21 protein-coding genes are annotated in these 21,428 nt (G+C 72.3%); 8 read left to right on the top strand and 13 right to left on the bottom strand.

Features of this window, described 5'->3' with window-relative positions; translation table 11 throughout:
- Nucleotides 1-27: 27 nt before the first annotated feature.
- Nucleotides 28-1,527 (bottom strand): FAD-binding oxidoreductase, encoded by a 1,500-nt coding sequence (locus ACWD12_RS28590; protein ID WP_450101983.1) that lies wholly within the window; start codon nucleotides 1,525-1,527, stop codon nucleotides 28-30.
- Between the two features lie 298 nt (nucleotides 1,528-1,825).
- Here ACWD12_RS28590 and ACWD12_RS28585 point away from each other — a divergent pair, with 298 nt between their 5' ends.
- Nucleotides 1,826-2,488, top strand: a complete 663-nt coding sequence (locus ACWD12_RS28585) for a hypothetical protein (RefSeq protein WP_450101982.1) — start codon at nucleotides 1,826-1,828, stop codon at nucleotides 2,486-2,488.
- Nucleotides 2,489-2,627: 139 nt separating this feature from the next.
- On the opposite strand, the gene ACWD12_RS28580 is transcribed toward ACWD12_RS28585, so the two are convergent.
- Nucleotides 2,628-3,119 (bottom strand): hemerythrin domain-containing protein, encoded by a 492-nt coding sequence (locus ACWD12_RS28580; RefSeq protein ID WP_358360886.1) that lies wholly within the window; start codon nucleotides 3,117-3,119, stop codon nucleotides 2,628-2,630.
- Nucleotides 3,120-3,277: 158 nt separating this feature from the next.
- On the opposite strand from ACWD12_RS28580, the gene ACWD12_RS28575 reads away from it, so the two are divergent.
- On the top strand, nucleotides 3,278-4,000 hold the full coding sequence (locus tag ACWD12_RS28575) for a DUF899 domain-containing protein (protein WP_450101981.1): 723 nt from the start codon (nucleotides 3,278-3,280) through the stop codon (nucleotides 3,998-4,000).
- Between the two features lie 132 nt (nucleotides 4,001-4,132).
- Here ACWD12_RS28575 and ACWD12_RS28570 read toward each other — a convergent pair whose 3' ends face one another.
- Nucleotides 4,133-5,218, bottom strand: a complete 1,086-nt coding sequence (locus ACWD12_RS28570; RefSeq protein ID WP_450101980.1) for a rod shape-determining protein — start codon at nucleotides 5,216-5,218, stop codon at nucleotides 4,133-4,135.
- Nucleotides 5,219-5,452: 234 nt separating this feature from the next.
- Nucleotides 5,453-6,742 (bottom strand): SCO2583/SCO2584 N-terminal domain-containing protein, encoded by a 1,290-nt coding sequence (locus ACWD12_RS28565; RefSeq protein ID WP_450101979.1) that lies wholly within the window; start codon nucleotides 6,740-6,742, stop codon nucleotides 5,453-5,455.
- Nucleotides 6,743-6,892: 150 nt separating this feature from the next.
- Here ACWD12_RS28565 and ACWD12_RS28560 point away from each other — a divergent pair, with 150 nt between their 5' ends.
- Entirely contained in the window at nucleotides 6,893-7,720 is an 828-nt protein-coding gene (locus ACWD12_RS28560) for an MBL fold metallo-hydrolase (protein ID WP_450101978.1), read from the top strand.
- A 143-nt stretch (nucleotides 7,721-7,863) separates the two neighbouring features.
- On the opposite strand, the gene ACWD12_RS28555 is transcribed toward ACWD12_RS28560, so the two are convergent.
- Nucleotides 7,864-8,166, bottom strand: coding sequence for a nuclear transport factor 2 family protein (locus ACWD12_RS28555; protein ID WP_450101977.1), 303 nt, complete (start codon nucleotides 8,164-8,166; stop codon nucleotides 7,864-7,866).
- A 55-nt stretch (nucleotides 8,167-8,221) separates the two neighbouring features.
- Here ACWD12_RS28555 and ACWD12_RS28550 point away from each other — a divergent pair, with 55 nt between their 5' ends.
- Nucleotides 8,222-8,662, top strand: a complete 441-nt coding sequence (locus ACWD12_RS28550) for a serine hydrolase (RefSeq protein ID WP_450101976.1) — start codon at nucleotides 8,222-8,224, stop codon at nucleotides 8,660-8,662.
- An 80-nt stretch (nucleotides 8,663-8,742) separates the two neighbouring features.
- Here ACWD12_RS28550 and ACWD12_RS28545 read toward each other — a convergent pair whose 3' ends face one another.
- Both ACWD12_RS28545 and ACWD12_RS28540 read right to left on the bottom strand, forming a co-directional pair.
- Nucleotides 8,743-9,273, bottom strand: a complete 531-nt coding sequence (locus ACWD12_RS28545; protein WP_450101975.1) for a hypothetical protein — start codon at nucleotides 9,271-9,273, stop codon at nucleotides 8,743-8,745.
- A 140-nt stretch (nucleotides 9,274-9,413) separates the two neighbouring features.
- Nucleotides 9,414-9,797, bottom strand: a complete 384-nt coding sequence (locus tag ACWD12_RS28540) for a nuclear transport factor 2 family protein (RefSeq protein WP_450101974.1) — start codon at nucleotides 9,795-9,797, stop codon at nucleotides 9,414-9,416.
- 183 nt (nucleotides 9,798-9,980) lie between these two features.
- On the opposite strand from ACWD12_RS28540, the gene ACWD12_RS28535 reads away from it, so the two are divergent.
- Complete coding sequence (locus ACWD12_RS28535) at nucleotides 9,981-10,892, top strand: maleylpyruvate isomerase family mycothiol-dependent enzyme (RefSeq protein ID WP_450101973.1); 912 nt, start codon at nucleotides 9,981-9,983, stop codon at nucleotides 10,890-10,892.
- 50 nt (nucleotides 10,893-10,942) lie between these two features.
- Here ACWD12_RS28535 and ACWD12_RS28530 read toward each other — a convergent pair whose 3' ends face one another.
- The 4 genes from ACWD12_RS28530 to ACWD12_RS28515 form a co-directional block, all read right to left on the bottom strand.
- On the bottom strand, nucleotides 10,943-11,515 hold the full coding sequence (locus ACWD12_RS28530; protein ID WP_450101972.1) for an ABC transporter substrate-binding protein: 573 nt from the start codon (nucleotides 11,513-11,515) through the stop codon (nucleotides 10,943-10,945).
- A 457-nt stretch (nucleotides 11,516-11,972) separates the two neighbouring features.
- Nucleotides 11,973-13,175: an acyl-CoA dehydrogenase family protein gene (locus ACWD12_RS28525; protein WP_450101971.1), complete on the bottom strand. Its 1,203-nt coding sequence runs from the start codon at nucleotides 13,173-13,175 to the stop codon at nucleotides 11,973-11,975.
- Entirely contained in the window at nucleotides 13,172-14,356 is a 1,185-nt protein-coding gene (locus ACWD12_RS28520) for an acyl-CoA dehydrogenase family protein (protein WP_450101970.1), read from the bottom strand. The genes ACWD12_RS28525 and ACWD12_RS28520 overlap by 4 nt, the downstream gene beginning before the upstream one ends.
- A 96-nt stretch (nucleotides 14,357-14,452) precedes the next feature.
- Nucleotides 14,453-15,022 (bottom strand): MarR family winged helix-turn-helix transcriptional regulator, encoded by a 570-nt coding sequence (locus ACWD12_RS28515; protein ID WP_450101969.1) that lies wholly within the window; start codon nucleotides 15,020-15,022, stop codon nucleotides 14,453-14,455.
- A gap of 254 nt (nucleotides 15,023-15,276) precedes the next feature.
- Between ACWD12_RS28515 and ACWD12_RS28510 the strand changes: the two genes are divergently transcribed.
- The 3 genes from ACWD12_RS28510 to ACWD12_RS28500 all read left to right on the top strand — a co-directional run bounded on the left by ACWD12_RS28510 (nucleotide 15,277) and on the right by ACWD12_RS28500 (nucleotide 17,671).
- The gene (locus ACWD12_RS28510; protein ID WP_450101968.1) at nucleotides 15,277-15,945 is read left to right on the top strand and encodes a nuclear transport factor 2 family protein; all 669 of its coding nucleotides are present in this window, start codon (nucleotides 15,277-15,279) and stop codon (nucleotides 15,943-15,945) included.
- A gap of 66 nt (nucleotides 15,946-16,011) precedes the next feature.
- Nucleotides 16,012-16,836 (top strand): SDR family NAD(P)-dependent oxidoreductase, encoded by an 825-nt coding sequence (locus tag ACWD12_RS28505; RefSeq protein ID WP_450101967.1) that lies wholly within the window; start codon nucleotides 16,012-16,014, stop codon nucleotides 16,834-16,836.
- Nucleotides 16,837-16,909: 73 nt separating this feature from the next.
- The gene (locus ACWD12_RS28500; RefSeq protein ID WP_358363824.1) at nucleotides 16,910-17,671 is read left to right on the top strand and encodes an SDR family NAD(P)-dependent oxidoreductase; all 762 of its coding nucleotides are present in this window, start codon (nucleotides 16,910-16,912) and stop codon (nucleotides 17,669-17,671) included.
- 87 nt (nucleotides 17,672-17,758) lie between these two features.
- Here ACWD12_RS28500 and ACWD12_RS28495 read toward each other — a convergent pair whose 3' ends face one another.
- Nucleotides 17,759-18,508, bottom strand: a complete 750-nt coding sequence (locus tag ACWD12_RS28495; RefSeq protein WP_450101966.1) for an SDR family NAD(P)-dependent oxidoreductase — start codon at nucleotides 18,506-18,508, stop codon at nucleotides 17,759-17,761.
- Nucleotides 18,509-18,609: 101 nt separating this feature from the next.
- Nucleotides 18,610-21,333, bottom strand: coding sequence for an ATP-binding protein (locus ACWD12_RS28490; RefSeq protein WP_450101965.1), 2,724 nt, complete (start codon nucleotides 21,331-21,333; stop codon nucleotides 18,610-18,612).
- Between the last annotated feature and the right edge of the window lie 95 nt (nucleotides 21,334-21,428).

The following is a 21,428-nucleotide window of genomic DNA, read 5'->3' as shown; positions in this document are numbered from 1 at the left end:
CAGGGTTTGCGTGCGGCGGCGCGGCCCTCAGGCACGCGCCACCGATCGGGGGAACGCGAAGACCTGGTCCGGGTCGTAGTGCCGGGCCACCGCCTTGAGGCGGGGCAGGTTCCCGCCGTAGTAGGCGGTGCCCCAGTCCGGCAGGCTCGCGTCGATGTAGTTGACGTACGCGCCGGTCGCGCCCAGCGCCGCGAGCCCGTCCCGGACGGCGTCCACCTCGGCGGTGGCCGCCGCCTTCCCGGCCGGGGTGGTGCTCGCGTAGATCTGCGCGGTGGCGAGCGCCGAGCGGTGCGGGAAAGCGGTGGCGTCGGGGGCGAACCGCGCCACCGCGCCGCCCATCGAGTCCAGCAGCAGGTCGATGCCGGTACGCCCGTCCATCAGTTGCACCATCCGCTGCGCGTCGAGGGGGGCGGGGAGCACGCGCGAGACGGCGACGAAGGCCGCTCGCGGCAGCACCCCGCCCTCGGACGTCGGGTGGCACTGGGCGATGGTGTCGTTCGCACAGCCGGCCATGTACTTCATCGCGTCCAGATAGGTCTTGGCCTGCACGGTCCGCGAACTCGGCTGCGTCGCGGAGGCGGACACCAGCCGGTCCAGGAGGGGGTTCAGCCCGGTCTCCGACCCCACATGGCAACCGCCCACCCGACAGGTCGGCGGAGTGCCGCCGGAGACCACGCAGTTCGACCACAATTCCGGCGGTGCGTCCGCGACCCACTCCTGCCAGGCGCCGACCACCGCCGCGGTGGAGCCGGCCGGAAAGCGCAACGAGAAGACGGTGAGCTCGGGCGCGGGCTCCGTGCTGAAGGTGAACCGCGTGACCATGCCGAAGTTGCCGCCGCCCCCGCCGCGAAGCGCCCAGTACAGGTCCGGCTCGGAGCACGCGGACGCGGTGACCACCCGCGAGTCGGCGGTGACCACCTCGGCCGACACCAGTCGGTCGCAGGTCAGTCCGTACTTGCGGGCGAGCACGCCGACCCCGCCGCCGAGGGCCAGCCCGCCGACGCCCACCGTCGGGCACGAACCGGCGGGCATCAGACGCCCGGCGTCGGCAAGTGCCGCGTACACCTCGATGAGCCGCGCGCCCGCGCCGACCTGCACCGTCCCGTCGTCCTGCACCTGGACCCGCGCCATCGGCCGCAGGTCCATCACCAGTCCGCCGTTCGGCACGCTGTACCCGAGGTAGCTGTGCCCTCCACTTCGCGCGGCGATCGGCACGCCGTGACCGCGGGCCACGTCCAGGCAACTCTGCACGTCCTCCGCGGACGTGCACCGGGCCACGGCCGCCGGCAGCTGGGAGTCGTAGAGTTCGTTGTAGCCGAGCCGGGCGACGGCGTACCCCTGGTCCTCCGGGAGCAGCAGCCGCCCGCCGAGCCGCGCCTTCAACGCCGCCCAGTTCGGCGACCCGCCTGCCACGAACCCGGCCACCCGCCGCCGGCTTGCACCCTGCGCCACACCGCCGGACGCCGCCCCGTTCAGCGCCACCGCCGCACCCGCTCCCAAAGCGGCCAGGAAACCCCGTCGGTCCATCAGCATGCCCCACCATCTCCAGGCCGTTCGATGCGGCGTCGTGCTTGCCACGCAGCCCCCTGCCATCGTCCGTCGGGCGTCGGCCGCGGTCGCGCTGGGCTGACCCATCGGTGGACGCGAGCCGATCGCGGGGTTCCGCTTGTGAAGAGTCGGTAGGCGCGCGCATGCGTGCGGCGCCACGGGGCAGCGGCGCGCGTGCCGGCGCAACTGACAGCTCAGTTGCGGACTTTGCGGGCCGGCCCGGCTCTCGGGCACCGGCCCTCCCAAGCCCCCGACATCGGAGGAGTGAGCAGAGATCATGGTGACTGCAAGGGAACGCTGGTTGGGCCGTACCGACGTCAACCCGTTCTATGTGGTCGTCGGCGCGGGTGACTTCGCGGTGGAGAAAGCCCGCGACGCGTCGACGATGATCATGGAAGGCAAGATCGACATTCCGGTGGGTGTGCGGCCGCTGCGCTACCGGGTCTCGAACACCGTGGCACAGGTCCAGTCCACGATCGGCGAGACGGCCGACGCGATCGGGAAGAACCCGGGCGGGTACGTGCGCAGCCAGTACGGCCGGGCCTTGGACGTGTACGAGGACCTCGGTATCCGCGGGCACAAGGTCGTCGCCAAGATGCGCGGCAAGGCCGAGCAGACCGCGGACGACTTGCGGCGCGCAAAAAACGAGGCCACGCGCGACGCGAAGCTCCTGAAGGAGCAGGCCAAGGGCGACGTACGCGAGCTCAAGGACGAGGCCAAGGGCATGGCCCGCGAACTCGGCGGCGAGGCCGAGGCGGGTGCCCGCCGTACGGCCGCCAAGGCCGGGGCCAAGGGCGGCACCGGGGCCCGGACTTCCCGGAGTTCCGGTTCGTCGGGTTCTTCGGGTTCGTCGGGTGGCTCGGGTTCCCCGGGTGCCTCGACGAGCAGTGCCAAGTCCTCGCGCGGCACCGGCCGCTCCGGCTCCACAGCCGGCCGCTAGGTAGGAGGAGCCGACGACCACGGCCCGGGCCCGGGCACCGTCCGGCACCGGCCGCCGTCCGGCCCCGCACGTGGTTGCCGCGGCCGGGCGGGAGCCGGACGGCGGGTTCCCGGGCTGTGGCCGGTGACCGGTGGCCGGGTCAGTGCCCGAGGTCGTCGCTGCCTGCGGGTGCGTCGTGGCTGCGGTCGGCGCGGTGGTCGTTCAGGTAGTCGGACCGGGCGGTCCGCAGGCGGCCGACAACGCGGTCGAGTTCGGTCTCGGGGACGTCGTCGCCCTCGAGAGCGGGCAGGAGGTCGCGGCGTTCGTGGAGGAGGAGGCCGTCCGCCGCGGCCGCCGCCTCGTACGCGTCGTCGAGAAACCCGCGCCCCTCCGGGCCCGACTGCAGCGCCGCCGAGAGGAACGCCTCGACCTGCTGGTTCGTGCGTACCGCCTCGTCCACCCGGTCCGCGCGCCGCGGGTCGTGCCGCAGGACCGCCGGGTACAGCTCCTGCTCCTTGGCGGCGGCCGTGGCGCGGAGTACCTCGGCCGCCGCGGGCAGGAGTTCCGCCACGCTCTGCGGTGTGGCGCGCCACCGGGCGATCAGCGCACGCAGGCGGTCGTTCTCCTCGATGAGCTGCGGGAACGCGTTCATGGGTACTCGCTTCGGTCGGGGGTCCATGGGGGAGCGGCTTCCCCGCACCCGGCCCTGGCATGCGCCGCCCGCGGAAGGCGACCGGCGGACGTCCGATGATTTCCGGCGGCGTTTCGGGTCTACAGGGAGGAGAGGACTTATCCGAGCCCGGAGGAATCATGACCGAGTACACCGGCAAGGCCCTGCCTCCAGTCGTCGACCAGCAGGCGTGGCAGGCCGCGCTCGACGATCTGCGGGTGCGGGAGAAGGCCGCGACCCGTGAACTCGACGCCATCGCCGCGCAACGCCGCAAACTGCCGATGGTCGAGCTGCCCGACTACATGCTGATCGGTCCGGACGGCCCGATCCGGCTCGTCGACGTGTTCGACGGGCGTTCGCAGCTCATCGTGTACAACCACATGTGGTCCGACGGCGCGGAGTGGCAGTGCGGCGGCTGTACCAGCCTGACCTCGCAGTACGTCCGGCTGGGCTTCCTCGACAACTACGACGCCCGCTTCGTCGTGGTCACCAACGGGCCCATCGACGAAGCTCTGGCGTACCGGGCCAAGGTCGGCAACACGATGGACTGGTACTCGTCGTCGGAGAGCCCGTTCGGCGCCGACGTCGGCGCGCCTCCCGGCGGGGGCTTCGCGGTGAACGTGTTCCTCCGGGACGGCGACACGGTCTACCGCACCTGGCACACCAGCGGTCGCGGCACCGAGCAACTCGCCTACACCTTCGCGTTGGTCGACGTCCTGCCGTGGGGGCGCCAGGAGGAGTGGCAGGACTCGCCCGAGGGGTGGCCGCAGTCGCCGACGTACTCCAAATGGCTGGACTCTCCCGACGTCGCCCGGCTCTACGGCCCGGCGGCCGGGAACAACGGGGTCGACGACGGGGCGTGACCGTCGTCGACCAACACGGGCACGGTCGACGGTGTGACGCCGACGGCACCGGACGCCGTTTGGTTGGTGGATGCGCTCCGATCGGCCGGAGGCTTTCCGGAAGACTCCGGTCCCGAGGACGGCGACAGAGGGTCAGCGGGGGTCGGAGCGGATGAGGTTGGTCATCCCGTGCGCCACGGCAAGGCCGGGGTCGGGGGCAAGGTAGGTCGGCAGCATCGTCGCCGTACGGATCCGGTCCGCCAGCCCGGCGACGGCGGCCCCGGGCCCCGCGAGCACCGCGCCGCGGTCGGCGAGATCGAGCAGGATCTCGGCCGAAGTACGGGCGACGACGCGGCGCACCAGATCGGCCATCAGGTCCAGGGGGACTCCGACGGCCCCGATCAACTCGTTCGCGTCGAGCTCCTGCGCGCGCGGTCGCGCACGACGTACGTCCCAGCCCCGTACCGTCACCGTGCCGCCCGCCCCCGCCGCCGCGCCGGTCAGGTGCGGGTGGAGGGCGCGGATGTGCCGGGGGCCCAGACGCAGGCCATAGGTGTCCATCAGGTACTGGGCCAGCGCCTCATGGACGTCGGTGCCGCCGACCGGGACGAGGTCCCCGTCGAGCATGGCGTCCCCGACCAGGACGGCCGCGTGCGTACGGGTGGCACCGCAGACGACCGAGAGCACCGGGCGGTTGTCGGCCAGCGACAGATGCCCGGCGCAGGCCGCGGCGAACGTGGGGGCCACGGGGACGACCTCCCGCGCGCCGATGGCCTCGACGGCCGTGCGTACGCCCAGCATCAGCAGCGGGCTGCGGGCGTGGGGTACCGCGACGGCCACGCGGCGCCACCTGGAGCGGCGCAGGCCCGCCTTGGCCAGCAACGCCCGGAGCATGAGGCCGACCGCGGCGGGGCTCTCCGCGCTGCCGTCGGCCACCGGCCGTAGGACGGTGACTTCCGGGCCGCCACCGTTGGCGGCCGCCCCGCACGTGACCCCTTCCTCGGTGGCGCGCGGCTGCTCCAGCGCCACCGCCGCGTCGCCCACCGCCACGAGCTTCCCGGAGCGCACCTCCAGCGCCAAGACGCTGGGCGCGTCGGCGACCACGCCGCCCTCGCGGACGATCCGGGTCCGATCGGCCCCCAGTTCGATCCCGAGCGAGCAGCGCCGCAACGCCGCCAGCTCCACGCGCGGCCACCCGCCCGCCGTGGGCAGCTCCCCGCGAACCGCTGTGATCCCCATGCGTCCCTCGCATCCCCGTCGGCCCGATGCCGGCGGACCAGCACCATCGTGCGGTGCCCACGACGAGACGGCACTCGGGGCCACCCGTCCGGGGGACGCCGCAGCCGGTCCCGCCCCGCATCCCGATCGGCGCCACCGGGCCGCGAGGTGGCTTCCCGCCGACCCGCTAACCTGCAACACGGACCGTTTTTCCGTTCCGCGTACTAGTCCGTGCCGCGTACCGGGTCGGGCCGGTCAGATTCTGGCGAGCAGGCCGCAGCTGTCGGGTGCTGTCGTCGCGTCCGGCGACGGAGCGGCCGTCTCCAGGGGTTGGCTGCGGTCGTACGGGTCGAACGGGGCCCCGGACGGTTTCGTCTTCTCCTCCGGATCGGAGGCGAAGCCCGGGTGCAGGAATCCGTCGTCCACGTCACAGGAACTGTTGGCGAACTCGGAGTTCCTGGACGATATCCAGACTTTGCCCTTGGTACTGGGCTCGTAGCTCGGCCCCTTGTAGACCTTCGTCTCGAGCGCGCGCCGTACCAGCGTCCGGGTGACCTCACGGTCCGCCTGGCCCACCTTGGCCACCGGGTAGACGAACGAATAGTCGGCGGTGACGGTGAGCATTCCCTCGTCGTCGAGCGCGTAGGCCATGATCCCGGAGACCTTGACGACGCTGCCGACCAGTTCCGTTTCCCGCGGATCGAAGCGCGCAATGGTGAGGAGCGGGTCGTTCTCCGTGGTGAACCGGGCGTACGCGGCTTCCAGTTCGTCCAACAGTTCACTCTGCTGCGGATCCACCAGGGCCCGGAAGGCTTCCGGCGTCTCGCCGCGCAGCGCCGCCGGATCCAGGTTCGCGGCGATCAGGAGGTCCCTGGTGGCCTCCAAGGCCGACTGCACCTGCGCCGCCGAGTAGCCCTTCACCTGCTTGGCCTCGGGGAGCACGATCCCCGCCGCGCCGTCCGCGTAGTTGAGGGCCGGCGATCCGGCGAAGGGGTTCTCCCGGGTCGGCCGGTCGGGGTCGACGGGTTGGAGGGTGGGCGGCAGCGGGGCCGCCGCCGAGGCTATTCCGGACACCGACGGCTGCGCGGTCATCGGCGCGGAGTCGGTCAGGCCCTCCTCGCCGTGGTTGTTGCCGCCGAGCAGGTCGCGGAACGTGTCCTGCCGATCGGCCACCAGGAGCAGGGCCGCGAGCAGCACGAACCACACGGCGATCTTCAGGTTGGTCCGGTCCCGGCGCACAGGACGACCCCACGGGTCGGTACGCCGCCGGCGGAATCCGCGCCTGGGCCTCCGCGTCGGCTGCGGGGTGTCCGCCGCCTCCCGGAAGCCGACCGCCTGCGGCGGTTCGTCGCGCCATCGTTCGGCGAGCATCCTGGCCCGCGCCGACGGCTCGCGCCGACCGGCACCGCGGACGAACTCCTCGTCGAGGACGAGGTCCTTGAAAGGATCGCTCTCGGACGGCTGCCGACTCGCCGTCACCTCCGGGTCCGGGCCCGGTCTTCCGGGTCCCTCGGACCCGCCCCCGCTGTTCTCTTGATCCGACACGCGCGCAACCTATCCGAATGATCGGACACCCGACAGAGGGGGCCGAAGCCGCGAAGCAGGTCGCCGCCGTCGGTGTTGCGGGGCGCGTGTCGGCGTCGGGGAGTAGCGTCACGATGAGTGGTTGCAAACCACAATCGGAAGGAGCCTCCCATGCTGCGCCAGGTCGCAGACGGTGTGTTGGTCCACCAGAGTGAATTGCTCGAGAACAACACCGTTGTCGTGCAGGGCCGGGCCGGCGTGTTGCTTGTCGACCCCGGGCTGACACGCGACGAAATGGCCACCGTCGCGAACGACCTTCGTGAGATGGGTCAGCCCGTGGTGGCGGGCTTTGCGACGCATCCCGATTGGGACCACGTCCTCTGGCACCCCGAGTTCGGCGACGCGCCGCGTTACGGTACGGCGCGCTGTGCGGAGTACCTGCGGGACCTGCTGGCGAACCCGGACTGGAGGGCCCGCGTCACCGAAGGGCTGCCGCCGGAGATCGCCGAGGACGTACCGCTGGACCTGTTCGGCCTCATCACCGGGCTGCCCGCCGACACCGTGTGGCTTCCCTGGGACGGCCCGCGGGTCCGGATCGTCGAGCACCCGGCCCATGCCCCGGGCCATGCGGCGCTGTTGATCGAGGACCGCGGGGTCCTCGTCGCCGGCGACATGCTTTCCGATGTCCTGGTCCCGATGCTCGACGACACCGCCGACCCGGTTGCCGACTACCTTGTCGGGCTGCAACGGCTGGAGAGCGTCGCGGGCGACGTCAAGGTTCTCGTCCCGGGGCACGGCTCCGTCTGCGGGGCCGACGAGGTACGCGCACGTATCGATCAGGACCGGGCGTACGGCCATGCCCTGCGCGACGGCCGGACCGCCGACGACCCGCGCATCGGTCCGTCGGCCAAGCCCGGTTGGGAATGGGTGGTCGACGTGCACGAGGGGCAACTCCAGCGCGTCACGCAAGGGGAAGCGGGGGACGGGACGCCCGGCTAGCGGTCCGGCAGGGGGCCGGAGGCCATGAGGCGGTGGCCCGTGGCCAACGGGGAGGCGGCCGCCGCGGCACCGCACCGTGCCCTTCCGAGGCGAGCCGCCTTCCCGGGGGTGCTGCGTGACACCCCCCGGCCGGGCAACCGGGTTCAGGCGTACGTGAGTTCGGCCCGCGTGATGCTGCTCCCGTCGACGGTGAAGGCGTAGTAAGCGGCGAATCCGCCGGTCCCGCCGGGGGCGAACCGCACAAGCAGGCGCTGGTACCCGTCGCGGGTTTCGGCGACCTGGGTGACGGTCAAGGTGCCGCCGATGACCTCGGCCTGGGCCCAGCGGCGAATGGCGTCGTGACCGCGGATGCTGCGCCCGACGTCGACGATCTCGGCGCCGGCGGCGAACGCGCGTACCAGGCCGTCGAGATCCTTGCCGTTGACCGCCGTGACGTAGGCGTTCACAGGCGGCACGAGCGCGGCGGACCGGGCCGGGCCGGACGGCGGTGTCGCGTTTGGTGTGGTGCCGGCGGACGCGCCGGCCCCGGACGTTGAACCGGCCCCGGCGCCGTGTTCGCCCCGGCCGGACTCACCCGTGGGAAGCCCGTACCACGGCGCGTTCTCCTCGGCGCCGGATCTGCTCCGGTTCGCGACCGCGCTGCACGGGAACAGGCTGCTCAGCGGCCCGTTCACGCGCGTCGTCACGAGCGGCAGGCACGCGCTCGGCCCCGGGGATCGGCCGCCCGTCCTGCCCGGCGAGACGCAGTTCTACGGGTACGGCCACTCGGAGTCCGTCACGGCGAAGCGCCGAGTGGTCGGACACTCCGGCAGCGGACCCGGGCGGGCGACCAATCTGGACGCGTTCCCGGACAACGACTGGCTGGTCGTCGTCCTCACCCACCACGACACCGGCGTCAAGCCGATCGTGGCCCTGGCGCGGGAACTGGTCCCACCGAGCTGAACCGGGCGGGGCCTGGCCGGTGCCGCCGGCTCGGCGCCGCGCGTACGACGGGTCTGCAACCACGAAAGGCGGCGCGGCGGTCAGCGTGCGCTGCGCGCACCGTTCCGGATCCCGTGCAGCGTCCAGACGGCTGTCGCCCACAAGGTCACCGCGGAACCGAGCCCGGCCACGAGGCGAACCGACGTGTCGGGGCCGTCGGCGAGCCAGACCGCCGTGCCGGTCGCGCCCACGGCGACCAGCGCGGCGGCGGGCACCCGGAGCCGGTGCTGCTCGAACACCGCCACCAACGGCAGGAAATGGAGTCCGACGACGGCCGCCACCAGCGGGCCGATGAGCGACGGCGCCCCCGCGCGGGCGCACACGACGGCGATGACCACGATCAGCAGCCACTGCACGGCGTTGACCTGGTGGAAGCGTCGCCGCCGTGCGGGGCTGAGCGACCCGTCCGGTGCGGCGGCAGGGAGGCGTCGGGCGGCGAGCAGGACGCCGGCCGTGACGGCGCCTCCGACGATCACCGCGGTCACGCCCGGCACGCCGCCGAGTCCGCCGGTGGCGAGCAGCCACCAGCCCAGCCCGAAGAGCGCGAAGAAGCCAACGCCTGACTTGAACATGATCGTGACCTTAGAGGGCACTTCGAGTCACTGCCTCAGGGGCCGTCGGCCGAGGCCAATTCGCGCGAACCGGCGGCGCCGCCGGTGGCTGCGCGTCGTCCTGGTGGCCGTACCTGGCCAGGCCCTTGACGTCGAACCCGTCACTTGTAGTCGTTCTCGGCCAAGGCCACGACGTACGCCCGGCGCTCGCGGATCAGGCCGTCGCGCATCACGAACACCTCACCCATCGCGGCGCGCATCACGGAGCCGTCGGCCTGGAGCGCTTCAAGGGTCATCTCCGCCATGACGACGTCGTCCTCCTCGACCATCCGCGTGATCCGCACCTTCGGAGGGACGCCGACCGGGTCCGGCCCCTCGATGTTGGCGTCGTACGCCTCCTTGCCGGTGACCCGGAAGTGACCGAACACCGTCCACTCGATGTCGTCGGTCAGGCACGACAGGATCTGCGCGTGGTCGGACTTGTTGAACCCGTCGATGTAGCGCTCGACGGTCTGCTTGTTCGCCGACTGGCCGCTGACAGGCATGGCCTTCCTTCGTTCGTTCGGGGCTGTTCACCGATCAGTCGGATCCGGCCGGGCGTTCTTGACATGCGCCGAAAAAGTTCGGATGCGCCCGGGCCGAAGTGAGGTGTCCGGACCGCCGAGCCGGGGTGGACTTGGAGCGATATTCACTGGTGGAACGGTCGTCTGATTGGCAGGGTCTGGATTATGGACTCCCCGCTCAATGACGGGTCGGACCTTTCCTGGCTCGGTGCCCCGATCGACGCCCGCCCACTCTTCGCTCCCGAGCACGCGGCGCTGATGGCCACCCTGCGCGGTCTGGAGGCCGCGGACTGGGGCAGGGAAGCGGTGCCCGGCTGGACGGTGCGCGCTCTCGCCACCCACATCCTGGGCGACTTCTACGGACGCCTCGCCCGCGACCGCGACGGCCACAAGGAAGGGCCCGCCTTCGCGGCGGGCGAGGAACTGGAGCCGTTCATCCACCGCATCAACCAGGAATGGGTGGACGCCTGCCGGCGGGTGAGCCCGCCCGCGCTGATTGACACCCTCGATTTGCTCGGCGGGCAGGTCGCCCGCTTCTTCGAGGCCGCCGACCCCGACGCCCCGTCGCTGGGGGTGTCCTGGGCCGGGGTCGATCCGGCCCCGATGTGGCTGGACGGCGCCCGCGACTTCACCGAGTTCTGGACACACCGCCAGCAGATCCGCCGTGCCGTCGGGCAGGACACGGACCCTGACCCACGGTCCCTGACCGTGGTTCTGGACACCTTCATGCGGGCGCTGCCCCACACGCTGCGCGGTACCGACGCACCGGTCGGCACCCGGATCCGGGTGCAGGTCGACGGCCCGGCCGGCGGCGCCTGGACCGCCACCTCCACCGAGGAGCGCTGGTCCCTGGCCGTGGCCCTGACGGCGAACGAGACCGCGACCGGGACCGCGACGGAGGCCGCGACGGGGACCGCGACCACGGACCCTGGCGCGACGGTGCGCCTGGACGCGGAGACCGCTTGGCAGTTGTGCACTCGCGGGATCCAGCCGGACACCGCACTGGCCCGCGCCCGGGTGGACGGCCGCCGCGACCTGGCCGAAGCCGCCTGCCGGATCGTGTCGATCATCCACTGACCGTCACGCCGCGTTCAGGCGGTCCCACAGCAGGATGCCGTGGTTGGCGATCAGCACCTCTTGGATCCGAGGGCCAGGAGGACGAAGGCCAGTTGCCGCGTTCCGTTCCAGGTGACCTGCGCGAAGAGGCTCCGCGCCCGGTCCGGGGCGTTCTGCGAAGACGCCCCGGGCGGGGGCGCCCTAGGCGTGGAGGAAGCGCGCGTCGATGTCGGCGGCGTCGAGCGCGAAAGCGACGACCCGGCGCCCACCGGCGCGCGGTCGATGCCCGCGGGGTCGGCGCGGATGGCCGTCGGGGACCCGATGAACCCGGGCTGTCCGGCCACGATGCGGTCGAAGTTGGCGTTGGGCCGGGCCGGTCGGACGACCAGCGTCCGCGGGTCGAGAACCCCGAAAGCGGTGATCTCGGAGGTGGCGGCGAGTTTCAGGGAGCGGTTGGTCGGGTTGCGGTGCCGCTCCCAGTTGAAGCGAACCGCCTCCGCATCGAAGGCGGTTCCGTCCGTGAACCGTACGCCGGGGCGCAGCCGGAGCGTCCAGGTGCGTCCGTCACCGGGTTCCAGGCTGTCCGCGATCTGCGCGCGTACCGTGCCGGTGGCCGGGTCCGACCAGACCAACAGGTCGTACACGGCGGCCGGTCGGCTGCCGTCCGCGGCACCGAGGGTGTACGTCGCCGCGGGTCGAGGCTCGCCGAGTCCCGGGTCACCGCGAACGTCAACTCCGCTGCGGCGCCCGACTGCGAGGCACCGGGGGAGGGCCCGCGACCGGCCGCCGCGCAGCCGGCGGCGAGCACGAGCGCGGCGGCCACGGCGACCAGCAGCCGGTACCGCCGGACGGCGGCCGATCGGAGTGCGGGCATGCGGATGTGGTGGTGCACTCTGGCCAACTGGGTCTCGCCACCTGAGGAAGAGGGTGGGAGGAGCGAGTTGGCGTACTGACTACACGAAATAGGTGACGGTGGCACGCATGCAAGCGGCGAGGAGAGGCGAGACCGTGAGCCCGTATGCCTGTGGGTGCGTGGGTGCGTGGGTGCGTGGGTGTGTGGCAAGGCCGGTGCGGCACCGGCGGGTTCGGGCGGCCGCCGCCTCATGGGCCGGGTATGTCCGCGAGTTCGGCCAGCGCCGCGTAGTGCCGGTCCGGGGTTCCGAAGATCACCGCGCTGCTCATCGCTCGCTTCACGTACAGGTGGGCCGGGTGTTCCCAGGTGAAGCCGATGCCGCCGTGCAGGTGCAGGCTTTCCTCCGCCGTCCGCACGGCGATTTCACCCACGTGGGCGGCGGCCAGTGCGGAGGCGAGCGGGAAGTCCTCGGAGTCGGCCGCGGCGCAGGCCGCCGCGTAGCGCGCGGTGCCGCGGGCCGCGGCCAGGTCGGCCCACAGGTCGGCGGCGCGGTGCCGCAGCGCCTGGAACGAGCCGATGGGCCTGCCGAATTGGTGCCGGGTGCGGAGGTAGTCGACCGCGGTCTCGAACGCCTGCTCGGCGGTGCCGAGTTGCTCCGACGCCTGCAGCGCCGCGCCGACCTCCAGCGCGTGCCGCAGTATGGCGGCTGCCACGGTCGGGCCGGCCAGTACGCGGCCCTGCGCGCCGCGCAGTTCGACGGTGCCGAGGGGTCGGGTGGCGTCCAGGCCGATGTCGAGTGCGGCGGTGACTCCCGGGGCGCCGCCGTGGACGAGGGCCAGGTGCGGCGCTCCGTCGACGAGCACCGGCACGATCAGCAGGTCCGCACGGTCGGCGGCCAGGACGCGCGGCACCGTTCCGGTCAGCGTCGCGGCATCACCGGCGAGGACGCCGACCACTTCGTCGGGGAACGCCGCGCGGGGTGCCCGATGAGCGGACACCGCAACCGTCGCGGTGAGCGATCCGGCGGCGAGCGCGCCCAGTTCGTCGGCCACGTCCCGTTCGGCCCAGGGGCTGCAGCTCAGCAGGGCGCTGGTCGCGACCACCGCGCTGGCCAGGTACGGAACCGGCGTGAGGAACCGGCCGAGTTCCTCCAGCACCAGCGCCGCTTCGCGGGCGGTCGCCCCGGCACCGCCGAAGCGCTCGGGGATCAGCAGGCCGGCGAGGCCCATGTCCTGGGCCAGGCGCTTCCACAGGTCCTCGTCGTACGGCTGGTCCGGGGTGTCCAGGCGGGCCAGGACCCTTTGCCAGGAACTGCGTTCGCCCAGGAGCGCGCGCAGGGACGCACGCAGGTCGTCTTCCACGTCGCCGGGGATGAGCGACGGAATCGGCGGGTTGGCGCGGTGCGCGGAGCGGGTGGAGGCGGCGGAGGCGGAGGAGTGGGCGGCGTTCACCGGGGGATGTCCTTCCACGGGGTCCGGGTGTCGGTGCGCGGTTCGCGAGGCAGGTCGAGCACCCGGTCGGCGATGACCCCGCGCAGGACTTCGTTGGTGCCGCCCTCGATGGAGTTGGCGCGGGTGCGCAGGTAGTGGAAGCCGGGGCAGCGGACCTGTCCGCTGCCGGTCATCTCACTGCGGCGGAACGTCCAGTCGTCGTAGCCCAGCGCGTCGGCGCCGGTGAGTTCGAGGTGCAGGCGCGCGGTGTCCTGGGCGATGGCGGCGTACGCGAGCTTCGCGGCGGAGCCTTCCGGCCCGGGCTTGCCGGCGGCGGTGGCCTGGCGGGTGCGCTCGTTGCCGATGCGGGCGGCCTCGGCCCGTACCCACAGGCGCAGCAGGCGGTGGTGCAGCCCGGGGGTGCGCAGGTCGGGCCGGTCGCGCCACAGGCTCATGAGGTCGCCGAGGGGCCCGCCCTCGCGCGGTGCGGCGGCGGCGCCGATGGCGACGCGTTCGTTCATCAGCGTGGTGGTCGCGACCGTCCAGCCCTGCCCGACGTCGCCGAGCCGCATGGTGTCGGGTATGCGTACGTCGGCGAGGAACACCTCGTTGAACTCGGCCTGCCCGGTGGCCTGGCGCAGCGGCCGGACCTCCACGCCGGGGGCGCGCATGTCCAGGACGAAGTACGTCATGCCCTGGTGCTTGGGCACGTTCGGGTCGGTGCGGGCCAGCAGCATGGCCCACCGGGCGTGGTGGGCCAGGGACGTCCATACCTTCTGGCCGTCGACCACCCACGAATCCCCGTCGCGGACGGCCCGCGTGGCGAGTCCGGCCAGGTCGGAGCCGGCGCCCGGTTCGCTGAACAGCTGGCACCAGACCTCCTCGCCGGTCCACAGCGGGCGCAGCAGACGGGCGCGCTGTTCGTCGGTGCCGTGCGCGAGGACGGTCGGGCCGCCCATGCCGAGCCCGATCGGGTTCCGCGCGGCGTTGAGCCGGGGCACACCGGCGGCGGCGAGTTCGTCGTCCACGACGGCTTGCAGGTCGCGAGGGGCGCCGCGCCCGCCTTGCCCGACCGGGGCGTGCACCCAGGCGAGTCCGGCGTCGAAGCGGTGCCCGAGGAACTCCCGGGGCTCGGTCGCGGTCGGGTCGTGCCGGGCGACGAGGTCGCGTACCCGGGCACGGATGCCGTCGTGGTCTTCCAACGAGCCCTCCGGGGCCTGCGAGGTTGATGTCGGGCGCGAGCGAGTCGCGCTCCGGCGCCCTACCTCGATAAGTCATACATGCATTGATGCATGACTTCAAGATCCGGAGCGGCCTGCCCGCGGTCGCGGTGCCGGTTCCGGCGACTGTGTCGGCGTGGGGGGCGTGGGTGCGGGATCGGTGACGTCGGGCACGAGCCCTTGGCTCTCCGCGACCTGGGACCAGGCTCCCCAGAAGCGTTCCATCAGTTCGCCCAGGGCGGCGCGGTCTTCGGGGGGCCAGTCCTTGACGGCCCAGGCGATGTCCCTGCGGCCCACGGCCTGGGCGCGTTCGCAGGCGGCCAGGCCCTCTTCGCTCAGGTCCAACAGGGTGATGCGACGGTGGGCGGGGTGCACGGTGCGGGTGATGAAGCCGTCCTCTTCCAGCGGTGCGATCTGCCGGCTCGCGGTGGACTGGTTGACGCCGAGGTTGCGGGCCAGGTCGGTGACCGACAGCGGGCCGGTCCGCCGCAGGAGCAGGAGGATCGACAGTCCGGATTCGTGGGTGTCGATCTCGGCGAGCCGCCGAAGTCGCCGCCGTGAGGCGGGCAGTCGGCTCATGGCGGTCACCTGTCCGATGAACGCCTCGATGCGTCGGACCGCCGGATCGTCTTCCGCAGTGCGTGCCATCCGGCCAGTCATACATGCATTGATACATGTAGGCAAGGACCTCCTCGCGGAGGAGGCGCCGGCGCCCGACCCGCTAATTTTGTGGACGACGTACAAAAAACGGCCGGATGACATTGATGCCATGCATCAATGCATGTATTTGTTGCATGTACGCGGTGACGGTGCCCGGGAAGCGGCACGCTCGCCTTTCGGCGACGGCGGCCAGGAGGTAGGTACGCAATGACGACCATCGATGCGCAGCGCCTCCGGAGGAGATGCGGCTGCTGGTGCACTGGAACGCCGAGGTCTACACCGACCTCGACGAGGTCAAGAAGAGCATGGACCACTCCGACGCAGACCCGGTCGCGGAGTTCGGCTCCAGACACCCGGCGCCACAAGAACTGCCCCACAAGAACAGCCCCATGAGAACTGCCCCCACGAAACCCCGACGGAGCGTACGCATGCCCGCACATGACCACCTCGCCGCCCACCAGGTCGTCCACCGCTGGTGGTTCAACTACGACGAAGGCCACCTGGACGTCCTGGCCGGGCTGTTGGCCGAGGACTGCCATACGAGTTCCCGTACCGAGACCGGGCAGCACCCGCACGAGGAGTTCATCCGTTCGGACGCCCGTGGCCCCGAAGCGGTGCTGGCCTGGACGCGAGAGCACCGCAGGCACAGCCCGTACCCGCTGCGGCACAACGCCGCCAACGTGCATGTCACCGCCGAGCGGGGTGACGAAATCGACCTGGAGTCCTACCTGTTCGTGACCCAGATCGCCGACCGGCGGCCGAGCACCCTGTCCAGCGGCATCGTGCACTTCACCCTCGTGCGGACCGACGCGGGCTACCTCGTCCGGCGCAAGGAGGTCGTCCTGGACTCCATCGAGTCCGCCCCGTTCCACGAGGTCGACTTCGTTGCGGACCGCCAGAAGAACTGGTGACCGTCGCCGGCCACTTCGGCGCCCGGCGACGGCCGTACCCCCGCCCCACGACCAAGGAGTCCGCGTATGGGCAGCCAGCGACTTGACGGCAAGCGGGTGCTTGTCACCGGCGCCAGCCGGGGCATCGGCGCGGCCGTCGCGCACCGCGTCGCGGCGGAGGGCGCCGACGTGGCCATCGTGGCCCGTACCGTCAACGCGCAAGACGCCTATTTGCCGGGCACGTTGGTCGACACCGCGGAGCGGCTGCGGGTGTTCGGCGGCGGTGTCGTCGTCGTCCAGGCCGACCTCGCCGACGAGGGCGACCGCGAACGCGTCGTGCGTGAGGCCGAACAGGGCCTCGGCGGCCCGATCGACGTCCTCGTCAACAACGCGGCCGTCGCGTTGTACGGGACCGTCGCCGACTACCAGGCCAAGCGCATGCGTCTGATGTACGAACTGAACTGCGTCGCACCCCTGCATCTCGCCCAGCAGGTCGTCCCGGCGATGGCCGAGCGCGGCGCAGGCTGGATCGTCAACGTGTCCAGCGGCACCGCCCGGCACTGGGACGGCCCGCCCTTCCAACTCGGCGGCACCGGGACCGGAACCACCGTGTACGGCGCCACCAAGGCCGCGCTCAACCGCGTCAACAACGGCCTGGCCGCCGAACTCCACGGCACCGGCGTCCGCGTCAACACCGTCGAGCCGCGCGCCGCGGTCATGAGCGAAGGCGCGCGCGACCTGGTCGGCGACATCGTCCGCCCCGACCAGATCGAGCCCATGGAGGCCATGGTCGAGGCCGTCCTCGCGCTGTGCGACTGCCCGGCCGACCACACCGGCAACACCCACATCAGTCTCGACCTCATCGCCGAACTCGGCCTGACCGTCCGCAATCTCGACGGCACACCGTCCTGACCGCGAATTCTTCGACCGAGCGCGCAACGCAACCCCTCCGGGCCGAGCGCGACAACCCGAACGGGAGAAGCACATGTTCGACCTGCACGGCAGGACCGCCCTGGTCACCGGCGCCGGCCAAGGAGTCGGCGCCGGAATCGCGGAACTCCTGGCCGCTCAAGGCGCGTTGGTGGCGGTCAACGACCTCGACGCCGCCCGCGCGGACGCCACGGTGAAGCACATCCGCGACGCGGGGCACCAGGCGCGGGCGCTGGTGTTCGATGTGACCGACCCCGAGTCCGTCGCGGACGCCGTGCGGTCATTCGCGCACGACGCGGCGCCGGTCGACATCCTCGTCAACAACGCCGGCAACGCAGGCGCCGGAGCGTTCCGCCCCCGGCCCTTCCGGGAGACCGAGCCGCACGAGTGGCGGCGGTTCACCGAGGTGAACCTGTTCGGCGTGATGAACTGCGCCAAGGCGGTCCTCGACGGCATGGCCGACCGCCGGCACGGACGCATCATCACGATCGCCTCCGGATCCGGGGTGGTCGGCCAGGCCATCGGCGTTTCGTTGTACGCCGCCGCGAAAGGCGGCGCCATCGCCTTCATGCGGCACCTGGCCATGGAGACCGCGGCCGACGGCATCACGGCCAACACCATCGCCCTCGGCATGATCGACCCGGCCGCCAGCGGCCGCGTCGCCGACCACACCCGCGAACTCGCCAAGCGCATCCCGGTCGGACGCATCGGCCTCCCCGACGACGCCGGGGCGCTCTGCGCGTACCTGGCCTCCGACCAGGCGGCGTGGATCACCGGCCAGACCCTGCACCTGAACGGCGGCTCGTACACGTCGTAGGCCAGGCAGCCGAGGCGTGGGCGGCTGTGGGGGTCCGCCTTGCCAGAAGGCCGACCCCCACAGGGGACGTACCGCGGCGTGCGGCCGTCAGCCGTAGCAGGCGCCGAAGGAGATGTTGACCTGGGTCGAGGCGATGCTGCGGCCCTGCTCCGAGGCGACGAACGCGGCGACCCTGCCCACGTCGGCCGTCGTCGCGGCACGCTTGAACGGCGAGGCGTTGACGATGCCCTGCCTGGCCGCCTCCATCTCGGGGATGTCCGGGAAGCTGTCGATGATGCCGCCGCTCAGCAGGGTGACGGTGCGGACGCCGTGCGGCGCCAGCTCGGTCGCCCACTGCCTGCGCAGCGACTCGATGGCGTCCATGCCGACCTGTACGTTGCCGAGGCCGGGGATGCTGTGCGCGGGGTCCGACCCGCCGAAGAACAGCAGTACGCCGGACTCCTGGTCGACCATGTGCCGGGCCGCGGCCTTCGTGGTGATCAGCTGCGTGGCCAGCGCATTGCCGATGGCCGCGACGAAGTCGGGCGTCGAGATGTCGGCCAGGGGCTGGAAGATGCCCTGCTGGCTGATGACGTTGACCGAGATGTCCACGCTGCCGGCCTTCTCCGCGACGGCGTCGATGTGGTCGTTCACCGCGGACGCGTCCATCGCGTCCACCACGGCTGTCTCGGCCTGGCCGCCCGCGGCGCGGATCCGGTCCGCGGCCGCTTCGAGGGTCGCCGGCGTCCGGCCCACCAGGAAGACCCGCGCACCCTCGGCGGCGAAGGCACCGGCCATCGCGCCGCCGATCGTGCCGCCGCCACCGTAGATCACCGCGGTCTTGTTCTCCAGCAACATCGGTTGCTCCTTTCGTCACCGCAGAAGCTACGGCCGGGGCTCACCGCTTCACATCGGTCACGTGACCGGCACGAAACCCACTCGTGGGACGGCCGGTTAAGTCATCCGAGCCCGAGCTGCGCCAGTTCCATCCGTCGGGTGACGCCCAGCTTCGGATAGGCGCGGTACAGGTGGTGGCCGATCGTCCGCGGGCTGAGGTACAGCTGCGCGCCGATCTCCTTGTTGCTCAGCCCGGTGGCCGCCAGTCGAACGACTTGCAGCTCCTGCGGCGTCAGGTCCTTCAGCGGGTCGTCGGCGATCGGTTGGAGGGTCGGGCGTTCCCCGAGCGCGGCGAGTTCGCCCGTCGCGCGTGCTTCCCACGGCGACGCGCCCAGCCGCTTGAACCCGGCCATGGCGGCGTCCAGTTCGGTCCGGGCGTCGCCGCGGCGGCGTCTGCGGCGGAGCCATTCGCCGTACAGCAACCGGGTCCTGGCCTGGTCGAACCGGCCGCCGTGCGCGGCGTGCAGGTCGAGCGCCGCCCGGTAGTGCTCCTCGGAGTCCTCGAGTACGGCCTGGCAGCGCCGGAGCAGCGCAGTCGCGCCCGGGCCGGCCACGTGCCCGGCCCACAGTTCGAACGCGGCGAACGGCTCGGCGACCCGGTCGGGGCCGCCGTCGCGGACCGCCGCCTCCACCAGATCCGGGACCGCTCGAATGAGGAAGTCGTACTTGGCCGGACCGGCACACACGGCGTGCAGCGCGTCGAACGCGGCGCCGTACCGTCCGGCGGCGAGGTCGAGCAGACCAAGGCCCCAGTACGTCCACGCGGTACCGACCGCGTGCCGGCCCGCGACGACCGGCAGCACCTCGGCGGCCAGTTCGCGGCATCGAGGTTCGTCGCCCGTCACCGCGGCCAGCCACACGGACGTCGCCCGCAACACCGCGACCTCCATGTCCATCCCGAACTCGGCGCTGAGCGACACCGCCTCCGCCAGGCAGGTCTGCGCCGTGAGGAAGTCACCGCGCAGCGCCTGGGCCGCCGCGACGATCTCCTGCGCGTACGGGATCCACGTCAACGCCCCACTGGCCCGCACCTCGGCCAGCATCAGGTCCATCACGGCGACGGCCGTACGGTCCTCGGCCAGCATCAGAGCGCTGAACCCGGCGACGATCCGGTGCATGAGTTCCGCGTCCGGCGCGAGACCGACCGTGAGCATGGCGCGGAGCGGGCCGACGGCCTTCTCCGTCCTGCCGCTCAGCATGTCCCCCCAGCTGATCTGCGCGTCGGCGGACGCCCGCATCGCGGATTCCGGCGGCAGCCGCAACGCACCCAACAACCGCCCGGCCTCGGCGATCAGCGGCAGCGCGCCCGCATCGCGACCGGCGCAGACCATCTCGGTCACCATGACGAGCGCTCGTTCGGGGTCGCGGTCCACGACCAACCGCGCCGCCTCCGACGCGAGCGCGGCATCCGCTTCGGGGGACGTCCGCTCGTACTCGATCTGGCCGCGCAGCAACGTCGCCTCCGCGACCAGGCCCGGATCGGCGGTGAGGGAGGTGACTTCGACGGCCAGCCGCGCCGCGCGGTCGGGTTTGCCCGCGTCGTACGCGGCGGCCGCGGCCTTGGCGATGCGCCGCGCCTTGAGCCCGGGGTCCACGCTCAGCCGGCCGGCGCGGTCGTACGCCGCGGACACCGCCATGGCCCCGCCGCGCCGCTCCGCCCGCAGCGCGGTCCGTTCGAGCTCGGCGGCCACCGCCTCGTCCGGCTCGGTGGTCGCCGCCGCGAGGTGCCAGGCCCGGCGGTCGAGGACGTCCGGCGCGGTGAGTGCGTCGGCGAAGGCCCGATGGACCGCGATCCGCTGGTGGTGGGTGGCGCACTGGTAGGCCGCGGCCCGCACCAGCGGGTGCCGGAACGCCAGTTCGCCGTCCGCCACGTTGATCAGACCGGCGTGCTCGGCCGCCTCCAGGTCGGACGTGTCCGCACCGACCGCACGGGCGACGCGCAGCACCGTGTCCATCCCCGCGAACCGGTCGGCCGCGGCGACCAGCAGGATCGACCGGGACGCCGGGGGCAGACCGACGATCTGTGCGCGGAAGGTCTCCTGCACCCGTTGTGTGACCGGCAACGGGCTGACCTGGTGCGCGGGTTCGGCGCGACCTTCGCGCTGCGCGGCCAGACGTGCCGCGCCGAGTTCGAGCAACGCGAGCGGGTTCCCGTTGGCCTCCTCCAGGACCCGTGTGCGCATCGGGGCGGTCAGTCCGGGACTGTGGCGGTCCAGCAGCCCGGCCGCGGCGTCCGACGACAGACCCGGCAGCCGCAACTCCTCGATCCGGGCCGTCGGGAACGGTACGGGCGTGTCGCGGACCCCGAACAGCATCGCGACCGGGTCCGCCTGGAACCGCCGGGCGGCGAAGAGCAGCGCGTCCGACGAACCGCGGTCCAGCCACTGCGCGTCGTCGACCACGCACAGCAACGGCTTCTCCGCCGCCAACTCGGCCACCAGCGTCAGCGTCGCCGCGCCTATCAGGAAGGGGTTGCTCGCCGTGTCGTCGCTCAGCCCGAACGCCCCGCGCAGCGCGGCCGCCTGCGGGTCCGGCAGCAGGTCGAGGCGATCCAGGTACGGATACAGCAGCAGGTGCAGGGCGCCGAACGCCAACTCCGCCTCGGACTCGATGCCGACGCCGCGCAGCACCCGCATGCCGTCCGCCGCGGCCACGGCGTGGTCGAGCAGCGCCGACTTGCCGATCCCCGCCTCGCCCCGGATGACCAGCGTCGCGCTGCGACCGGTGGACGCCTGCCCCAGGATCCGCTCGACGTGGTCCCGCTCCGCATCCCGGCCGACCAACATGGCACCAGAGCCTAGTGCCGGGGGCGGGCAGCCGCCGGTTGCCGACGGCTGCCCGGCAAGCTGACGTCCAGTCAAGAGCCGTACACAATCGGGAT

The organism is Streptodolium elevatio, assembly GCF_053592165.1.
This window is presented reverse-complemented; position numbering and strand designations above follow the sequence as displayed.